The 15,339-nt window shown below is 69.7% G+C and carries 18 protein-coding genes; 6 read left to right on the top strand and 12 right to left on the bottom strand.

Going from position 1 to position 15,339, the window contains the following annotated elements; genetic code table 11:
• Positions 1–100: 100 nt before the first annotated feature.
• Positions 101–1,027 (bottom strand): DUF368 domain-containing protein, encoded by a 927-nt coding sequence (locus CHB84_RS14545; protein ID WP_089302152.1) that lies wholly within the window; start codon positions 1,025–1,027, stop codon positions 101–103.
• 218 nt (positions 1,028–1,245) lie between these two features.
• On the opposite strand from CHB84_RS14545, the gene CHB84_RS14540 reads away from it, so the two are divergent.
• Together CHB84_RS14540 and CHB84_RS14535 are read left to right on the top strand one after the other, a co-directional pair.
• A complete protein-coding gene (locus tag CHB84_RS14540; protein WP_217898566.1) occupies positions 1,246–1,779 on the top strand; it encodes a MarR family winged helix-turn-helix transcriptional regulator in 534 nt (177 codons plus the stop codon).
• Complete coding sequence (locus tag CHB84_RS14535) at positions 1,776–3,398, top strand: MDR family MFS transporter (protein WP_425432304.1); 1,623 nt, start codon at positions 1,776–1,778, stop codon at positions 3,396–3,398. Before CHB84_RS14540 ends, CHB84_RS14535 begins: the two co-directional genes overlap by 4 nt.
• A gap of 8 nt (positions 3,399–3,406) precedes the next feature.
• On the opposite strand, the gene CHB84_RS14530 is transcribed toward CHB84_RS14535, so the two are convergent.
• A complete protein-coding gene (locus CHB84_RS14530; RefSeq protein WP_141134699.1) occupies positions 3,407–3,658 on the bottom strand; it encodes a hypothetical protein in 252 nt (83 codons plus the stop codon).
• Between the two features lie 243 nt (positions 3,659–3,901).
• On the opposite strand from CHB84_RS14530, the gene CHB84_RS14525 reads away from it, so the two are divergent.
• Positions 3,902–4,591, top strand: a complete 690-nt coding sequence (locus tag CHB84_RS14525) for a DedA family protein (protein ID WP_245818754.1) — start codon at positions 3,902–3,904, stop codon at positions 4,589–4,591.
• A gap of 61 nt (positions 4,592–4,652) precedes the next feature.
• Positions 4,653–6,797 (top strand): molybdopterin-dependent oxidoreductase, encoded by a 2,145-nt coding sequence (locus tag CHB84_RS14520; protein ID WP_089302149.1) that lies wholly within the window; start codon positions 4,653–4,655, stop codon positions 6,795–6,797.
• A 23-nt stretch (positions 6,798–6,820) separates the two neighbouring features.
• Here CHB84_RS14520 and CHB84_RS14515 read toward each other — a convergent pair whose 3' ends face one another.
• Both CHB84_RS14515 and CHB84_RS14510 read right to left on the bottom strand, forming a co-directional pair.
• A complete protein-coding gene (locus CHB84_RS14515; RefSeq protein WP_089302148.1) occupies positions 6,821–7,069 on the bottom strand; it encodes a DUF397 domain-containing protein in 249 nt (82 codons plus the stop codon).
• Between the two features lie 15 nt (positions 7,070–7,084).
• Entirely contained in the window at positions 7,085–7,933 is an 849-nt protein-coding gene (locus CHB84_RS14510) for a helix-turn-helix domain-containing protein (protein ID WP_089302147.1), read from the bottom strand.
• A gap of 123 nt (positions 7,934–8,056) precedes the next feature.
• Between CHB84_RS14510 and CHB84_RS14505 the strand changes: the two genes are divergently transcribed.
• Complete coding sequence (locus tag CHB84_RS14505; protein WP_089302146.1) at positions 8,057–8,257, top strand: hypothetical protein; 201 nt, start codon at positions 8,057–8,059, stop codon at positions 8,255–8,257.
• Between the two features lie 16 nt (positions 8,258–8,273).
• Here the strand turns inward: CHB84_RS14505 and CHB84_RS14500 are convergent, their stop codons facing one another.
• Genes CHB84_RS14500 through CHB84_RS24040 form a run of 3 tightly spaced genes read right to left on the bottom strand, consistent with a single transcriptional unit; the run spans position 8,274 to position 9,282 of the window.
• The gene (locus tag CHB84_RS14500; protein ID WP_245818753.1) at positions 8,274–8,960 is read right to left on the bottom strand and encodes a response regulator; all 687 of its coding nucleotides are present in this window, start codon (positions 8,958–8,960) and stop codon (positions 8,274–8,276) included.
• 14 nt (positions 8,961–8,974) lie between these two features.
• The gene (locus CHB84_RS14495) at positions 8,975–9,172 is read right to left on the bottom strand and encodes an ATP-binding protein (protein ID WP_141134698.1); all 198 of its coding nucleotides are present in this window, start codon (positions 9,170–9,172) and stop codon (positions 8,975–8,977) included.
• Entirely contained in the window at positions 9,139–9,282 is a 144-nt protein-coding gene (locus tag CHB84_RS24040; protein WP_425432306.1) for a hypothetical protein, read from the bottom strand. Before CHB84_RS24040 ends, CHB84_RS14495 begins: the two co-directional genes overlap by 34 nt.
• Here CHB84_RS24040 and CHB84_RS23575 point away from each other — a divergent pair.
• Positions 9,259–9,441: a hypothetical protein gene (locus CHB84_RS23575; protein WP_245818752.1), complete on the top strand. Its 183-nt coding sequence runs from the start codon at positions 9,259–9,261 to the stop codon at positions 9,439–9,441. The genes CHB84_RS24040 and CHB84_RS23575 overlap by 24 nt on opposite strands.
• Positions 9,442–9,450: 9 nt before the next feature.
• Here CHB84_RS23575 and CHB84_RS14485 read toward each other — a convergent pair whose 3' ends face one another.
• The 5 genes from CHB84_RS14485 to clpB all read right to left on the bottom strand — a co-directional run bounded on the left by CHB84_RS14485 (position 9,451) and on the right by clpB (position 15,233).
• A complete protein-coding gene (locus CHB84_RS14485; protein ID WP_089302142.1) occupies positions 9,451–10,119 on the bottom strand; it encodes a TrmH family RNA methyltransferase in 669 nt (222 codons plus the stop codon).
• Between the two features lie 23 nt (positions 10,120–10,142).
• Positions 10,143–10,718: an orotate phosphoribosyltransferase gene (gene pyrE / locus CHB84_RS14480; RefSeq protein WP_089302141.1), complete on the bottom strand. Its 576-nt coding sequence runs from the start codon at positions 10,716–10,718 to the stop codon at positions 10,143–10,145.
• Between the two features lie 232 nt (positions 10,719–10,950).
• Positions 10,951–11,721: an SDR family NAD(P)-dependent oxidoreductase gene (locus CHB84_RS14475; protein WP_089302140.1), complete on the bottom strand. Its 771-nt coding sequence runs from the start codon at positions 11,719–11,721 to the stop codon at positions 10,951–10,953.
• 45 nt (positions 11,722–11,766) lie between these two features.
• Positions 11,767–12,498, bottom strand: a complete 732-nt coding sequence (locus CHB84_RS14470; protein ID WP_245818750.1) for a type III secretion system chaperone family protein — start codon at positions 12,496–12,498, stop codon at positions 11,767–11,769.
• Positions 12,499–12,635: 137 nt separating this feature from the next.
• Complete coding sequence (clpB, locus tag CHB84_RS14465) at positions 12,636–15,233, bottom strand: ATP-dependent chaperone ClpB (RefSeq protein ID WP_089302139.1); 2,598 nt, start codon at positions 15,231–15,233, stop codon at positions 12,636–12,638.
• Positions 15,234–15,339 lie beyond the last annotated feature (106 nt).

Genomic DNA, 15,339 nt, shown 5'->3' with positions numbered 1-15,339 from the left:
GCCGGGGGTAGGGCGATGGCCGGCACTGTCACCGGTCGTGCCGGTCCGCGTGCCGGTCCCGGCGCCGTCCCGGGCGGACGGCGCTGCGGGTCTCACCGGGTCACCGGTACGCGTACCCGCGGTGTGCGCCGGAAGCCACGCGTCGCTCGACGACCAGCGCGCCCGCGACCACGAGCGCACCGAGCACGATCAGGCCGGTCGTGACGGCGACGTCGCCGCTCGGGGCCAGCAGGGTGCGTTGCTCGCCCTCCCAGGGCTGCCACGGCCACAGGGCGCGCAGCGCCCCGGCCATCAGCCCGGTCATCACCACCATCGTGAGGTGGTGATGGTGCAGCAGCAGCCATTGCAGCAGCTTCACGAACAGGGCGAGGCCCGCGAACGCTCCGAGCGCGAACGTGGCCAGGTAGCCGATGTCGCGCTCGTTGACCGCGTCCAGGGTCACCGTGTACAGCCCGAAGGTCAGCAGCAGGAACGAGCCGGACAGGCCGGGAAGCACAAGGGCGCAGACCGCGATACCGGCCGCGAGCAGCACGATCAGCGGGTGTGGCGCGACCTCGGTCGGAGGCAGCCCGGTCAGCACGAACGCGACGGCAGCCACGGCCAAGGCGAGCAGGTAGTGCGCGGGGCTCCACCGCTTGCCGGAAGCGCGGTACGGCACCCACAGCCCCGCGAGGACGAGCCCGAAGAACAGCGCGTGGGTGCGCTGCGGGTGGTCCTCCACGAGCGGGGCGACCAACTTGGCGGCGAGCACGATCGTCACCACCATCCCGGCGACGGCCGCCAGCACCAGCGGCCAGTCCGCCTTGCGGAACTCGGCTCCCGCGTCACCGAGCCCCCTGCCACGCGGCGGGTCGGTCACCGCGCGCCTGAGCCCGCCGACGACGTGGCCCGCCGAGATGATCAACCGGTCGTAGATGCCGACGATCAGGGCCACGGTGCCGCCGCTGATGCCGGGAACAACCTCGGCGGTGCCGATCAGCCCGCCACGGAACGCGTTGACCAGGTGGGTACCCGCTGACTTCGCCATGGACCCACCCTACGAACCGTGTGCTGAAGGTGCCCTCAGGCCATGTGGTGTGCTGAATGACGCTTTCAGTCCGTCTCCTGGACTGAAAGCGTCATTCAGCACACGGCGCGAAGCGGCATAGCCCACACACGATGGATCCGCGGCGCGGTGTGGCCTTATATTTGTACTAAGCAACTAGTTGGTGAGCACAAGAAGCGATCGAGGAGCTTGATCACCGCATGCCGCCCTCAGCGCAGCACGCCGCACCCGGCGACGTCGTCGACTCGGCGGACGCACTCGGCACGGAGCTCATCCGGTTCGTCCGGCTGCTCAACAAGGCAACCGCACGGCTGGCCAAGGCCCAGCCGCACGGCATCGAGCAGGGCACCTTCGCGATTCTCGGCAACCTGGTGCACGGAGGGCCCCTGCGCACCTCCGCGCTGGCGGAGCTGCTGCACACCGAGATCTCCACGGTCAGCAGGCAAACCAGCGCGCTGGTGGATCACGGCCTGCTCGAACGCCAGGCCGACCCCGATGACGGCCGCGCCTGCCTGCTCGCGCCCACCGAGGAAGGGATGCGGGTGTACGAGGGTGCCCGAGCCGCCCGCAACAGGTGGCTCGCCGCGACCGTGCGCGACTGGGCTCCGGAGGACGTCGAGCACCTGATCACGCTGCTCGGCCGGCTGAACTCCGACCTGCTCGACAATGACCTCGCCGCCGTGCCGCTGGTCGGGACCGATGAGCACCCGAGCGGCGGGAGCGACGGCCAGTGACAACCACACCCCCGCGCACCCAGGCGGCCCCGCAGGACGAGTGGTACTCGCCGCTGACCCACAGGCAGATCCTGTCCATCCTGTCCGGACTGCTGATGGGTATGTTCCTCGCGGCGCTGGACAACACCATCCTGTCCACCGCGATCCGCACCATCGCCGACGATCTCCAGGGCCTGAGCATGCAGGCGTGGGCGACGACCGCCTACCTGATCACGGCGACCATCGCCACGCCCATCTACGGCAAGCTCTCCGACATCTACGGGCGCAAGCCGCTCTTCCTGACGGCGATCACGGTGTTCCTGGTGGGGTCGCTCGCCTGCACGCTCGCCCAGTCGATGTACAGCCTCGCGGCGTTCCGCGCGCTGCAGGGGCTCGGCGGTGGCGGCCTGATGTCACTGGCGATCACGATCATCGGCGACATCGTCGCGCCCCGCAAGCGAGCCAAGTACCAGGGCTACATCGTGGCCATGTTCGCGTTGGCCAGCGTCCTCGGCCCGGTCGTCGGCGGGCTGTTCGCCGGTATGGACACCCTCGCGGGCATCGCCGGATGGCGCTGGGTGTTCGGCATCAACGTGCCCATCGGCATCGCGGCGTTGTTCGTCGTGTTCAAGGTGCTCAACGTGCCGCACGAGCGGCAGCGGCACCGCATCGACTGGCGCGGTGCGGTGTTCCTGGCCTGCAGCGTGTTCCCGCTGCTGCTCGTCGCCGAGCAGGGCCGCGAGTGGGGGTGGGGCTCGATCCCCGCGCTGGCCTGCTACGCGACGGTAGCCGTCGGGATCACCCTGTTCCTCTGGGTGGAGCGCCGGATGGGCGATGCCGCGCTGATCCCCATGCGGCTGTTCCGCAACTCCACGTTCAGCGTGGCCATCGTCGCGAGCACCCTGATCGGCGTCGGGTTGTTCGGCTCGGTGACGCTGATCCCGCAGTACCTGCAGATCGTGCACGGGTACTCACCGACCCAGGCGGGCCTGCTCACTGTGCCGATGATGCTGGGGATCATGACCGGGACGACCATCACCGGCCGCGTGATCGCCGCGACCGGACGCTACAAGATCCTGCCGGTGACCGGTACGGCCTGCATCGCGGTCGGGTCGTTGCTGTTCGCGCAGGTGTCCTGGGACAGCCAGCTGTGGCATCCGCTCACGGCGATGGCGGTGATGGGATTCGGTCTCGGGGGATGCATGCAGACCCTGGTCATCACGGCACAGAACGCGGGACCGCGCCGCGACATGGGCGTATCCACCGCATCGGCCACGTTCTTCCGCCAGATCGGCGGGACACTCGGCGTCGCCGTGTTCCTGTCCATCCTGTTCAGCACGCTGACCCACAACATCCACAACGCCGCCGCCCGCCTGGGCATCGGCCCCGGCGAACTCGCCAACGGCGAAACAGACATCATGCGGGACTCGTCCTTCCTCAAGGACCTGCCGGTCGAGCAAGCCCAGCCATTCCTGATGGGTTTCTCCGAGTCGGTGACCCTGGTGTTCTACGTCGCCGCAGGCGTCGCCGTCACCGCGTTCGTACTACTCCTGTTCATGCGGGAGATCCCCCTCGCCGACGCCAGCAGTGACAGCGGACGTAGTGACGATCGCCGGCCCGAGGCAACCCACGGACGCTGATCCGCGCATCATGCGTGATGGGCACTACGCGGATGGCAGTAGGGTAACCGCCACAGGAGAGTTCGCTGCACAACGAGGCACGTGAAGGTCAGTGCGACGCAGAGCAGGACCATCGCCCCGTACGGCACGGCCACCGCACCGGACTCGGCCGCCGGGGCCATACCGACCAGCAGTCCGATCGCCACCGCCGCACCCAGCGAGGCGGGTACGACCACTCCGATGCCGAGCCACGTACATCTACGGGTGATCTTCTCCCTCACCGGCCGGCACAGCCTACTGTGGCACCCCTGGTGTCTATGGTGGTGATAGATTCCGATCCCGGGGGTGCATACAAGCCTTGATCAGCACGGCACAGAACGCGGGACCGCGCCGCGACATGGGCGTATCCACCGCATCGGTCCCGGCAGACTCGCCAACGGCGAAACAGACATCATGCGGAAGGTGCTCGCTCGCCCACCCCGACAGCGAGCGAGCACCGCGCGACTCCAGTTAGGCTCTTGATGGTGGTCACCGAATATGCCGGCGCGGCTGACGTCGGTCTCGATCTGCTCACCGGCGCGGGCCCGGTGATGCTCTGGCTGGTCGTGCTGAGCTTCATCTTCGCCCAGTGCGGTCTGATCATCGGACTGGTACTGCCCGGTGGAACCCTGCTCTTCCCTGTCGGGATCATGCTCGCCCAGCAGAACGCCGACCTGCAGGTATGGCTGATGGCGATCGCGGCCACCATCGCCGCCATCGCGGGCAACCTCACCGGCTACGTGATCGGCCACAAGGCGGGGACCGTCGTGGCTGCCAGGAAGGGCGGGACGCTGCTGAGCAGGGAGAAGGTGGACCGTGCACGGACGTTCCTGAACAGGCATGGGGTCCTCGCGGTCGTCGCGGCCCGGTGGATCCCGTGGGCAGGCACGCTCACGCCGCTCATCGCGGGCGCGGCGGGGATGGATCGCAGGCGGTACGCCTGGGGCAGCACGCTCGGGGCGATCCTGTGGGTGCCGGTGGTGCTCTTCGCGGGCTTCTACGCGGCCGGGTTGCTGACCCTGGTTCCCCAGTGGCTGGAAACAGCGGTCGTGTGGGGCCTGATCGGGCTGGTCCTCGCGAGCACCGTCTACGGCGTCTGGCGCTACGTCGCCGAGATGCGCAAACCGATCGACCCCATGCCCGGTCCCGAGCAGGTAAGCCGGCAGCATTCTTGACGGATTGTCAGTAGGGCCACATACCCTGGTTTCACCCTGCCGCCGAGCCCCGAGGTGAGCCATGCCATCCGCCACCGTCACCTGCCCCTTGTGCGAAGCGACCTGCGGATTGCGGGTCACGGTCGAGGGCGACCGGGTCACCGAGGCGCGGGGCGATCCCGAGGATGTGTTCTCGCACGGCTACGTGTGCCCGAAGGGCGCGTCCCTGCCAGCGCTGCACCACGACCCGGACCGGCTGCGCACGCCCCTGGTCCGCCGCGGCGGTTCCCTCGTCGAGGCCACCTGGGATGAGGCGTTCGCCGAGATCGACGCGCGGCTACGCCCGATCCTCGCCGAGCACGGACCGGACTCGGTGGCCGTGTACGCCGGGAACCCCGCCGTGCACAACCTGTCCACGGCCCTGTACGGGCCTGCGCTGTACAGGGCGATCGGGACGAAGAACTTCTACACGGCAGGCACGGTGGACCAGATCCCGAAGCACTTCTCCTCCGGTTACCTTTTCGGCCACCCGTTCAGCATCCCGGTGCCCGATGTGGACCGTACCCAGCACCTGCTCGTGCTCGGCGCGAACCCGCTGGTGTCCAACGGTAGCCTGATGACGGCACCGAACATCCGCAAGCGGCTCCGCGCGCTCGGCGAGCGGGGCGGCAAGCTCGTCGTGGTCGATCCGCGGCACACCCGCACCACCGAGATCGCCGACGAGCACCACGCCATCCGGCCGGGAACCGACGCGCTGCTGCTGTTCGCGATGGTCAACGTGCTGTTCGCCGAAGGGCTCGCCGAGCCGGGGGAACTCGCCGAGCACGTCAACGGGCAAGCGGAGGTGCGCGAGCTGGCCCAGCCGTTCACCCCGGAGGCGGTCGCCGGGCCGACCGGCATCGCCGCCGGGGACATCCGAAGGATGGCCGTCGAGCTCGCCCGCGCCGAGAGCGCAGCCGTCTACGGCAGGATCGGCACCACCACCCAGTCGTTCGGGACCCTGACCAGCTGGCTGGTGGACGTGGTCAACGTGCTCACCGGCAACCTGGACCGCCCTGGCGGGGCGATGTTCCCGCAGCCGGCGGCCGCGCCCCCGGCGAGCAGCCGCCCGTTCCGGCACGGCCGCTGGCACACCCGGGTGCGCGGCCTGCCGGAGGTGTTCGGCGAGGCTCCGGTGGCCACGCTGGCCGACGAGATCCGCACCCCGGGCGAGGGACAGGTGCGCGCCCTGCTGACCGTCTGCGGCAACCCTGCCGTGAGTAGCCCGAACGCCGGCAAGCTCACCGAGGCGCTCGGGGAGCTGGACTTCATGGTGTCGCTGGACATCTACGTCAACGAGACCTCCCGGCACGCCGACGTGATCCTGCCGGGGCCGACGCCGCTGGAGCGCCCGCACTACGACATCGCGCTGTACCAGCTCGCGGTGCGCAACGTGGCGAACTGGACGCCTGCCGCGCTCGAGTCGGACCTGCCGCAGGAGTGGCGCACCATGCTGCGGCTGACCGGCATCGTCACCGGGCAGGGCCCGGACGCCGATGTGGACGCGCTGGACGAGTTCGTGGCAGGCGACACGGCCAAGCGCAAGGGCGTGGACCCGTCCGCTGTCGTCGACCGGACGGGGCCGGAACGGATGCTGGACATCATGCTGCGGTCGGGCCCGTACGAGCTGACGCTGGCCGACCTGGAAACCGCCCCGCACGGGGTCGATCTCGGCCCGCTGCGGCCCCGCGTCCCCGGGGTGCTGAACACGGCCTCGGGCCGCATCGAGCTCGCGCCGGAGGAGATCACCAGCGATGTGCCCCGGCTGGCCGCCGCGCTGACCCGGCCGCGCAACGGGGAGATGGTGCTGATCGGCAGGCGGCACCTGAGCTCGAACAACTCGTGGATGCACAACCTGGAACCGCTGGTGCGGGGTAGCAACCGGTGCACGGCGCAGGTGCACCCGGACGACGCGGGCAGGCTGGGTCTGCGGGACGGCGGGCTGGCCACGGTCAGTTCCCGCGCGGGCAAGATCGACGTCCGTGTCGAGGTCGCCACAGAGCTCTCCCCCGGGGTGGTCAGCATCCCGCACGGCTGGGGTCACGACGTGGACGGCGTGCGCACCTTTGTGGCAGCCGAGCACGCCGGGGTGAACTCCAACATCCTCACCGACGAGCAGCTACTCGACGCGCTGTCCGGCACGGCCGTGCTCAACGGCATCCCGATCGAGGTGGCCCCGGCGGGATGACCTGACCAGGCCGAGCGTGCCGCTCAGCTCGGCCAGTGGGCGGCGCAGAAGGTGCGCCAGGCGGCGGGAGTGAGCGTGAGGACGCCGCCGTGCGGGTCCTTGGAGTCGCGCACCGCCGTGACCCGCTCGGTCACCGCGACCTCGACGCAATTGTAGTCGGAGTCGCTATAGCTGCTGGTGCGCCAGGGGAAGGCCACCTCGACGCAGTTCCCGTGGCCGTCACTGTAGCTGCTCCTACGCCATGTGGCGCAGGGAAAGTCCGGAGCGTTCATGGTCCGTTCCTCGCACTAGGTCAACTCGCCTGCGATCTCGGCAACGAGCCGGGCCGACTCCTCTGGGGACAGCGCCGAAGTACGTAGCTCGCGCCACGCCAGCTTAACGCGATGGACGGCCGGTTCCTCTTCGAGAAGACCGCTGATGGAACGTGCTTCGAATCCCACCAGGGGTGGCTGGTCGTCGAAATCCAGGATCATCAGCGGGCCACCGAGACCCGGGTGTTCCTCGGTCGCGAACGGAACGACACGCAGCTCGACCTTCGGCCGCTCGATCATCCCGAGCAGGTGCTGCAGCTGACCGTGCATCACCCCCACACCGCCGACCGGGCGGCGCAGTGCCATCTCGTCCACGATCGCCGAGAGTGTCGGCCCCCGGTAGCGGGAGAGCAGGGCCTGCCGGGACATCCGTGCGGTCACACGCTGGTCCACCTCGTCTTCGGACAGCATGGGGTTGCCGGTGCGGATCACCGTGCGGGCGTAGTCGCCCGTCTGCAACAGTCCCGGCACGAGCAGCGACTCGTAGTTGTACAACGCCACCGCCTCGTTCTCCGCACGGATCAGATCCTTCAGTGGGTCCGGCAGTTTGCCACCGATGTGCACCAAGTTGCGCTGCGCGCCGTTGCGCACCAGGGTGAGCAGCTCCTCCCGGTGTCTCGCCGGAACATGCAGCACTCCCAACACCGCGGCGACATCGTCCACATTGAGGCCGCGAACCCCGGTCTCCATACGGCTGATCTTGCTGATCGAGCAGCCCAGAGCCGTGGCGACGTCCTCGCAGGTCATCCCCTGTGCCTCGCGTAGCCTGCGCAGCTCCGACGAGACCCTGCGCTGCCGGATCGACGAACGTGCCCCTCCAGTCATGCGCACACCCTCCGCGGTTGCCACCCCGGCAAAAAAGCCCCGTCACCCGATCGGACAGTTGCTTGCACGACCGGAGCACGGCGAGATTAGCGGAGCTCACCGACATGAAAGGGGATCCGTGCTGTGGAGAAGACACTGACCATCAACGGCGCGTTCGCCGACTGGACGCTCACCGTCGCCGTCACGCCGCTCGAGAGCGCCGACGAGGAACCCATCACCGAGTGGCCGAGCACAATGGACCACCTCGACCAGTTCTTTTACGCGCTGGTCAACTGCTGCGAGAGCGCCAGGGACGCCGAGCTGGTGCGCGGCAGGCGGCGGTGACCACACCGCGCGGCGGTCACCGCTCACCGGGGAAGCCTCCGGCGGGTCCGCCGGAGGCCGTGCCGTCCGCCTCCGACAGCAGTCCCTGGTGCAGCGCCCGCAGCACCGCGCGGGTGCGGTCCCGCACCTCCAGCTTCATCAGCAGGCTGGACACGTGGTTCTTCACCGTTCCCTCCGTCAGGTGCAGCGCGGAGGCGATCTCCCGGTTGGCGTAGCCCGCCGCGAGCAGCCGCAGGATCTCGCGCTCCCGACCGGTCAGCGGGTGGGGTGCGGGGTGCTCGTCGAACTCCTCCGCCGACGGCAGGTCCGGCACGGAGCGGGCGAGGCGGTACGTCATCGTCGGCTCGACCAGCGTGTCGCCTTCGGCGAGCGTGCGTATCGCGCTGACCAGCGCCTCCAGCGTGACATCCTTGAGCAGGTACCCGCGGGCGCCGGCACGCAACGCCCCGAGCACGAGCTCGTCGTCGTCGAAGGTGGTCAGCACCAGGGTCGGCACATCGATACCGCGCTCGCGCAGTTCGGTGAGCGTGGCGATCCCGTCCCGGCCCGGCATGCGCAGGTCCAGCAGCACCACGTCGGGTAGCTCGCGTCCGATCACATCCAGGGCCTCGTCGCCGTCACCCGCCTCCGCAGCGACGTCCACCTCCGGCGCCAGATCGAGCAGGCTGCGAATGCCCTGGCGTACAAGGGTCTGATCGTCCACAACGCACACACGGATCACGGTGCCGGAACCTCCGCGTCGACCCGGAAACCTGAGCGGGAGTCGAACGAGACCGCGCCACCCAGCTGCTCCACCCGCTCACGCAGGCCGGTGAGCCCGTTGCCCAGCCGAAGTAGCGGCGTCCCTGGGCCGTCGTCGTGTGCGGAGGCGTGCTCCTCGGTCAGCTCCAGGCGCTCGTCCACATCCAGATGCACCCGACCGCGCTCCGCACCTCGGCGAGCAGCTCCTTGGCCAGTCCGCGTGCCCGCTCGACGTGGTCACCGGCAGGAGGGGCCGCGTGGTGCGCGGCGACCTCCGACTCCAGCGACAGCGCCGTGAGCTGGTGACCTACGGCGTCGTGCAGGTCGCGGCGCTCAGCACGGCGTGGATCGGGCAGGCGCCCGAAGCGCTGCACCTGGGTGTCCTCGCGGGTGTCCCGGTGCTGGCTATCGCGGCTGCGGCCCGGTTCTTCCGCTGGCAGTGAGGCGTGCGGTCACCAGGCGGTGCTCGGGTCGGCGTGTTGCTGGATCCAGGCATGCATGACGATGCCCGCAGCGACCCCCGCGTTGATCGAGCGGGTGGACCCGAACTGTGCGATCGACACCGGCATCGCCGCCTGCCGTGCCTCCTCGGACAGGCCGGGACCCTCCTGCCCGAACAGCAGCATGCACTCGCGCGGCAGCGTGACGCTCTCCAGCCGGTGCGCGCCGGGGGTGTTGTCCACGGTCACGATCGTCAGACCCCGCTGCTCTGCGAACTCCACCAGCGTGGCGACATCGGGATGGTGGTAGAGGTGCTGGTAGCGATCGGTGACCATGGCGGCGCGCCGGTTCCAGCGCCGCTTGCCGACGATGTGCACCGCGGCGGCCGCGAACGAGTTGGCGGTGCGCACCACGGTGCCGATGTTGTGGTCGTGCTGGAAGTTCTCGATCGCCACATGGAACGGGTGGCGCGTGCGGTCCAGGTCCGCCACGATCGACTCCCGCCGCCAGTACCGGTAGGCGTCGACGACGTTGCGGCGGTCTCCGTGCTCGAGTAGCTCGGGGTCATAGTGCTCCCCGCTCGGCCACGGGCCCTCCCACGGGCCCACGCCGACATCGTCGTGCGTGGCCCACTCGGTCGGTCCCGGCTCGCCGGTTGGATCGTCCGCTGTCACGTCCATCCCTGCCACGCCTTCGCGTCGGGTCAGGCCAGCCCGAGGTCGGCGCGCCCGAGGAGGCTGCGGTAGGTCAGTCCACGCTCCTCGACCGCTTCGCGGGCGCCGGTGTCGCGGTCGACCACCGTGGCGACGCCGACGACGGTCGCTCCGGCCTCGGTCAGTGTGTCCACCGCTGTGAGCACGCTGCCGCCGGTTGTGGAGGTGTCCTCCACGGCAAGGACCCGCTGCCCGGACACCTCGATGCCCTCGATACGCCGCTGCATCCCGTGCTGCTTCTCGGACTTGCGCACCACGAACGCGTCGAGCACCATCCCGTCGGCGGCCGCGGAGTGCAACATCGCGCAGGCGACCGGGTCGGCGCCAAGGGTCAGGCCGCCGACGGCGACGTACGACCAGTCGGCGGTAAGCTGGCGCAGCAGCGTGCCGATCAGCGGCGCGGCCGCGTGATGCAGCGTGGCCCTGCGCATGTCCACGTAGTAGTCGGCCTGCTGGCCGGAGGACAGCGTCACGGTGCCGTGCACAACGGCCAGCTCGGTGACCAGCCGCGCCAGCTCGGTCCTCGCGGCGTGATCGACGGCGGGAACATCGGTAACGGGGTCCACGGTCCCCTAGCGTCCCAGGTTGTGGAGCCGAAGGTGACATCGGGCTCCTTCTATGGAACCGATGTCACATCGGTTCCATAGGCATCAGCCGTACTGGTGTGGGCGGCAGCCAGGCATCCCGCCACCCGACGCGCGTGGCAAAGGAGCCGAAGGTGACCCCGGTTCCATAGAAGGAGCCAAACGTGACATTGGGCTCCACCCTCCACACCGGACCTGCCGGGTCCTGCCCGGCTCAGGTGCGGGTGCGGCCTGCGGCGAGCTTGTTCTGGGCGAACCGGCGTACCGGGGCCGGGACGAGACGACCTGCGCCGACGATGGCCTTCCAGCGCTTGCCCGGAACCGAGACGGTCCTGCCGCGGTCCAGGTCGGCGAGGCACTCCCGCGCTACCCGGTCGGCATCCAGCCACAGCCACCCCGGGATGCGCGAGACGTCGTCGCCGGAGCGCTGGTGGAACTCGGTGCGGGTGAAGCCGGGGCACAGCGCGAGCATCCGGACCCCGGTGCCGGCCAGCGACGCGGCCATGCCCTCGGAGAACGTCGTCACCCACGCCTTCGTCGCCGCGTAGGCGGGCCCCGAGGCGGGGAAGAACCCGGCCACGCTGGACACGTTCACCACGGCACCTCCACCGCGGCTGACCATGCCGGGCACCGCCGCCCTCGTCAGCCGCAGCACGCTCGTCACGTTCAGGTCGAGCTGGGCCTCGAGCCGGCCCGGGTCGACCTCGTCGAACCGTTCGTTGAGCCCGAGCCCCGCGTTGTTGACCAGCACGTCGACCGGGTGGTCCGCCAGGTGCCGCTCGACCTTCCCGCGCTGCTCGGCGTCGGCCAGGTCGGCAGGCAGCACCTCTGCGGTGATCCCGCGCCCGCCCAGCTCCGACGCCATCGCGCGCAGCCGCTCCGCGTCCCGCGCGACGAGCACGACATCGTAGCCCCGATCGGCGAGCCGGCGAGCGAGCGCCGCTCCGATCCCCGCAGTCGCGCCCGTGATCAGTGCTGTGGCCATCGCCAGCCGCCTTCCTAGCGCCGGTAGGTGCGCCCGGATACGTCCTCAGAGGTCCCCGTGCGGGCGCTCGTGCATGGTGTCCACTGGCCGCACCCCGTCCGGAGGGTTCTGCCAGACGTGCCTGCCGTCCGGCCCGTCCTCCTCCTCGGCCGGGTCGATGATGTCGGCGATCTCGCCGACATCGCGCAGCAGCCGCTCCAGGCGCGAGGGGCCCGCATTCGCGGACACGGCGGCGAGCACCCAGTCGTGCTCGATCCACAGCACGCTGACGTCACCGCCGAGCTCGTCCGCGGCATCGACAAGGTCCTGGGTGATGGTGCTACGCGCCGCCTCCACATCGTCGGTGAACGCGTAGCGCTGCCCGGCGGGACCGAGCAGCTCCGGCATGTTCGCCCGCTGGAACGGCACGCTGGCCAGCCACAGCTCGAGCAGCACCGGGAACGCCTTGCCGCAGCGCACGGCGACCACCACGGCGGGGATCTGCCGGTCGGTCTCGATGTCGAAGATGTAGACCGATCGCCTGCCCTCGCTGGTGAAGGTGGTGCCGGCGACGACGTTCACCGCCGCGTCCGCACCGAAGTACCCCATGGCGCCTTCGGTCCAGTGGCTGACCATCCTCGGGTCTTCCTCGGCGAACTGCCAGCCGCGCAGGTCTGCCCAGCGCAACCGCTCCCGGTTGCGCTGTCCCTCGCGCGCACGGTCCGTCGCGAGCAATGCCAGACCGGACACGAGCGCCACGAAAGCGATCACGAACCAGATCCACGCCGGTATACCCACGCGGTACAGCCTAACGCGCGAAGGGCCGGTACCTCGATCGCCGCTGCGTGTCGCGGGAAGTCGGAGCGAGCCGAGGGATGCCTTCGGTACATCACGTGCACCGAAGGATCCCTCGGCACGGACCTCCGCACGGCCCGTCAGGCCGCGCGGGTCACGCTGAGCTTGGTGGCGTTGTCGGTGTCCGGCACGTCGACCCGCACAGTGTCGCCGTCGCTGATCTCCCCGGCAAGCAGCTTGCGGGCCAGCTCGTCGCCGATCGCGGACTGCACCAGCCTGCGCAGCGGGCGAGCACCGTAGACCGGGTCGAACCCGCCGACGGCGAGCCACTCCTTCGCGGCATCGGTGACGTCCAGGGTCAGCCTGCGCTGGGCGAGGCGATCGGCCAGCCGCCGCACCTGGATCTCCACGATCGACGTCAGCTGCTCGGTGTCGAGCGAGCCGAACACGACCATATCGTCCAGCCGGTTGATGAACTCCGGCTTGAAGTGCTGGCGGACCACGCCGAGCACGGCGTCCCGCCGCTGCCACTCGTCCAGCTCGGCATCGGCGATGGCCTGCGAGCCGAGGTTCGAGGTCAGCACGAGGATCGTGTTGCGGAAGTCCACCGTGCGGCCCTGGCCGTCGGTGAGCCTGCCGTCGTCCAGCACCTGCAACAGCACGTCGAACACGTCCGAGTGCGCCTTCTCCACCTCGTCGAGCAGCACCACCGAGTACGGTCGCCTGCGCACCGACTCGGTCAGCTGGCCACCCTGGTCGTAACCGACGTACCCGGGCGGGGCACCGACGAGCCTGGCCACCGAGTGCTTCTCGCTGTACTCGCTCATGTCGATGCGCAGCATCGCGCGCTCGTCGTCGAACAGGAACTCGGCGAGCGCCTTGGCCAGCTCCGTCTTGCCGACACCGGTGGGGCCGAGGAACAGGAACGAGCCCGCGGGCCTGTCCGGATCGGACACCCCGGCCCGCGCCCTGCGCACCGCGTCCGACACCGCGCGTACCGCCTCGTCCTGGCCGACCACGCGCGCGCCGAGCTCGCTTTCCATGCGCAGCAGCTTGCCGGTCTCGCCCTCGAGGAGCTTGCCTGCCGGGATCCCTGTCCACGCGCTGACCACGTCGGCGACGTCGTCCGGCCCGACCTCCTCCTTGAGCATCACCTCATCCTGCATCGCGGAGTTGTCGGCCGTGGCCGCCTCCAGCTCCTTCTCCAGTGAGGGGATCCGGCCGTAGCGCAGCTCGGCCACGCGGCCGAGGTTGCCGTCGCGCTCGGCGCGGTCCGCCTCCCCGCGCAGCTGCTCGAGCTGCTCCTTGAGGTCGCGGATCCGGTCGATGAACCCCTTCTCGTTCTGCCAGCGCGCGGTCAGCGCCGAGAGCTTCTCCCGCTGCGAGGCCAGCTCCTCGCGCAGGTTGGCGAGCCGTTCCCGCGAGGCCGCATCGTCCTCCTTGGACAGCGCCATCTCCTCGACCTCGAGGCGCCGGACGGCGCGCTCGACCTCGTCGATCTCCACCGGGCGCGAGTCGATCTCCATACGCAGCCGGGACGCAGCCTCGTCGACCAGGTCGATCGCCTTGTCCGGCAGGAACCGCGCGGTGATGTAGCGGTCCGACAGGGTCGCGGCCGCCACCAGCGCGGCATCGGTGATCCGCACGCCGTGGTGGACCTCGTAGCGCTCCTTGAGCCCCCGCAGGATGCCGATGGTGTCGGGCGCGGACGGCTCGTTCACCATGACCTGCTGGAAGCGCCGCTCCAGAGCGGCATCGGTCTCGATGTGCTTGCGGTACTCGTCCAGCGTGGTGGCACCGACCATGCGCAGCTCGCCGCGGGCCAGCATCGGCTTGATCATGTTGCCCGCGTCCATGGCGCCCTCGCCACCCGCGCCGGCACCGACGATGGTGTGCAGCTCGTCGATGAAGGTGATCACCTCACCCTCGGACTCGGTGATCTCCTTGAGTACGGCCTTGAGCCGCTCCTCGAACTCGCCGCGGTACTTGGCGCCTGCGACCATCGCACCGAGGTCCAGCGCCACGACCCGCTTGTTGCGCAGTGACTCCGGCACATCTCCCGCGACGATGCGCTGCGCGAGACCCTCGACGATCGCGGTCTTGCCCACGCCGGGGTCGCCGATGAGCACGGGGTTGTTCTTGGTTCGCCGGGACAGCACCTGCACCACGCGGCGGATCTCGCTGTCGCGGCCGATGACCGGGTCCAGGTCGCCGGACCGTGCCCGGTCGGTGAGGTCGAGCCCGTACTTCTCCAGCGCCTGGTAGGTGCCTTCCGGGTCCGGGCTCGTGACCCTCGCCGAGCCCCGCACCTTGGTGAACGCCTCACGCAGCGCCTCGGGGGTCGCGTTGTGCCTGCGCAGCAGGTCGGCGACCTTGCCACCCTCGGAGGCCAGCCCCACAAGGAGGTGTTCGGCCGAGACGTAGTCGTCGCCGAGCTCGGTGGCCAGCTGCTGGGCGTGGGTCAGCGACTTCACCGCCTCCGAGTCGAACTGCGGCGTCGACACCGCCGACCCCGTGGCCGACGGCAGACCCTGCGTGATGGGTTCCAGCTCGGACCGCACCTGGCTGGGGTCGGCTCCGACGGCGGTGAGCAGCGGCTGAGCGATCCCCTCGCTTTGCGCGAGCAGAGCGCCGAGCAGGTGCGCGGGCCCCACGTCGGGGTTTCCGGCAACGGTCGCGGCCTGCACGGCCGACGAGATCGCCTGCTGTGTCTTCGTCGTCGGGTTGAATGCGTCCATCCCTCTCCTCAAAGCCTCAGGGCACACTCTGCGTGGTGTGTTCCATCTCATACTGCCTACTGGCGTCGCGGGTCGCCGCGCCACCATCACCTCTGACAGGCCAACG

Source organism: Haloechinothrix alba, from assembly GCF_900188115.1.
Lineage (GTDB): Bacteria > Actinomycetota > Actinomycetes > Mycobacteriales > Pseudonocardiaceae > Haloechinothrix > Haloechinothrix alba.
The sequence above is the reverse complement of the archived record's forward strand: the minus strand, read 5'-3'. Positions and strand labels throughout refer to the sequence as shown.

Bases quoted from the DNA above. Each gene is read 5' to 3' on its own strand.
- CHB84_RS14515 (WP_089302148.1), bottom strand. From the start codon at position 7,069: ATGAACGCTCCGGACTTTCCCTGCGCCACATGGCGTAGGAGCAGCTAC.
- CHB84_RS14485 (WP_089302142.1), bottom strand. From the start codon at position 10,119: ATGGACGTGACAGCGGACGATCCAACCGGCGAGCCGGGACCGACCGAG.
- clpB (WP_089302139.1), bottom strand. From the start codon at position 15,233: ATGGACGCATTCAACCCGACGACGAAGACACAGCAGGCGATCTCGTCG.
- CHB84_RS14510 (WP_089302147.1), bottom strand. From the start codon at position 7,933: ATGACTGGAGGGGCACGTTCGTCGATCCGGCAGCGCAGGGTCTCGTCG.
- CHB84_RS14545 (WP_089302152.1), bottom strand. From the start codon at position 1,027: ATGGCGAAGTCAGCGGGTACCCACCTGGTCAACGCGTTCCGTGGCGGG.
- CHB84_RS14540 (WP_217898566.1), top strand. From the start codon at position 1,246: ATGCCGCCCTCAGCGCAGCACGCCGCACCCGGCGACGTCGTCGACTCG.
- CHB84_RS14475 (WP_089302140.1), bottom strand. From the start codon at position 11,721: ATGGCCACAGCACTGATCACGGGCGCGACTGCGGGGATCGGAGCGGCG.
- CHB84_RS14520 (WP_089302149.1), top strand. From the start codon at position 4,653: ATGCCATCCGCCACCGTCACCTGCCCCTTGTGCGAAGCGACCTGCGGA.